Annotated in this window: 1 protein-coding gene and 1 riboswitch; the gene reads right to left on the bottom strand. The window is 53.6% G+C overall.

Translation table 11 applies throughout. From position 1 onward, the window contains the following. Window positions 1-387: 387 nt before the first annotated feature. Window positions 388-1668, bottom strand: a complete 1281-nt coding sequence (locus QME66_13550; GenBank protein ID MDI6809971.1) for an IS1380 family transposase — start codon at window positions 1666-1668, stop codon at window positions 388-390. Between the two features lie 249 nt (window positions 1669-1917). Further along, window positions 1918-2030: riboswitch (TPP riboswitch) on the top strand. Window positions 2031-2050 lie beyond the last annotated feature (20 nt).

Below are 2050 nucleotides of genomic sequence, written 5' to 3'. Positions count from 1 at the left end.
CCCATTCAAATCGGCAAGCACTGCTGCGGTCTTCGTTCCGCCACCGTCAATGCCGATCACGAACTGTTTCTTTGCCATAGAAGCACCACGTGAAAGTAGCCATTATTGGAAGGAAAATCAAGAAAACGGAGGCGCTCCATCCACAGAACACGCGGCCTGCAAGTCACCTTAAATCCGATATAGAAACCGGGAAAAGTGATTTTGGCGGCTTGGGAGGGCCTGGGGGCGATGAAGCGTGGAGGAGAGAGTTTGAAGTGTGAGAGATTGAGGTGTTTGAGTGGAGGAAGTGGTTAGGAGAGTAAGGAGAATGAGGCGTTGAGACAGACTCCTCCCGTTCGGGGAATGCCCTACGAGGGAGAGAAGAGGGATGAGGAGAAGGATGGGGAACTAAGCTGGTGGAGGAGCCAGAGAGAGAGCGAGATAGATGCGCAACAGTTGTTCGAAGAGGGCGGGGATGATAGCGACCTTGGCGATGGTGTAGCGTGCGTGGGAGACGATGCGAGAAGGAAGATGCAACCAGTAGTATCGCAGACTGCGAATGGATTTCTTCTTCCACTCCTGACCGAAGTAGTGCCGCTTGAGCAACTGCACGAGGGTGAAGGCGAGCACGCCGATGGTGAAGTAGAGACTGTTGGCGGAGAACTGTCCGCACGGGAGATGATCCAGCCCATAGTGATGTTTGAGTTCGCCAATCATCTTCTCAAACTCTCCGCGCCCATTGTGGAAGTGAATGATGGCCTGAGCATCTTTCTCCTCTTCGGGGATATTGGTGGCGATGATCCAGTATTGATAGTCGCCGTCAAAGAGATCAGTTTGCTGGCGTCGTCGGGTACGCTTGACCACTAAGCGGAAGGCATCCGTGCACTGGTCCATCGTATGAACAGTGTCGGCGACCTCATAAGGGGCTGGGGTGCCATCATCATTTTTCCCCTGTTTCCAGGCTGTTTTGAGGATCCGAGCGACCGCTGCCATCACGGCCACATCGTGGTCGGCAGTGATCGTAAAGCGGCGACCGTTGGCGAAGCAATCATTGATCACAAAGTGATTGTAGGCTGCCGAGTCTGAGCGGATGGTGGAGAAGGTGCCGGGCAAATTGGTGACGCACTCGTGGATAAAGGAGACGAGTTCTTGTTGGGGTACAGCATTGCCGTGTTGGAAGCGAGAGCCGGCAAACAGTCCCAACTCGACACTGCCGCCCACGAGGGGATGATAGCCGCGGAAATCTTTGTAGGTCATCTGCGCATCCCCTTTGTCAGCCTCGATCAGCGTGCCGTCGATGTCGAGCGTAAGGCCTGAACCACCACTCATCGTTTGAATCAGAGATGAGATGACTGTCCAGAGGCGTTGTTCTCCGTCGCTGCCGCCGTGACGTCTGAGCCAATCGCCGATGGCATCGCTGGTGGGATAGTGTCGGACTTCCGCGATCTCTTTATACGCTTCGTCGTTCTCAAAGAGCCGAACGTCTTCCAAGTAGGTGGCGCCATCGATCATCATCTCAGTCAGAGTCAAAACATAATCACTCGCATCAAAGCCACGGTTGGAACCCGGCTCTCGGAAGGCGCGGTTGATCTTGGAGGCAAGGTTGATCCTGTCCCCAAACCGATTCACCAAGATCAACCCTGTCCGGCGTGTGAGACGTTCATCGGTGCGTTCGAGTTTCACGCGCATCAGAAAATCCTTTGATTGGTGGGTTCACCCATTGGGTGAAAAATGGTTGTGAGCTTCAGCGCCTCAACCTTCCTGAACCTCTAGCTCAAAGGCGCATGCTTACTGTGTTAGACGCGCATCGTCCTGATTTGTTTCGCAAGAAGCCCAAAAAATCTCCGTCCTATGTCGGGATTAAGGGATCCCAGCACACTTGACAAACGTTGTTGGCCGTTGTATATTAAGAGAGTTCTTTTCCACGGTACTGTGTGGTAGTTCCGTTAGGGGTGCATCCCGTTCCGACTCGTCGGAACGGGACGGCTGAGAGCAAACCCTCCGAACCTGAACTGGATAATACCAGCGAAGGAAAACGGGAAACTGGATTTTTTTCGAAGCCGTTTTCCGG

The sequence above is a fragment of the Candidatus Eisenbacteria bacterium genome, assembly GCA_030017955.1.
In the GTDB taxonomy this organism is placed as follows: Bacteria; Eisenbacteria; RBG-16-71-46; order JASEGR01; family JASEGR01; genus JASEGR01.
This window is presented reverse-complemented; position numbering and strand designations above follow the sequence as displayed.

Bases quoted from the DNA above. Each gene is read 5' to 3' on its own strand.
- QME66_13550 (MDI6809971.1), bottom strand. From the start codon at position 1,668: ATGCGCGTGAAACTCGAACGCACCGATGAACGTCTCACACGCCGGACA.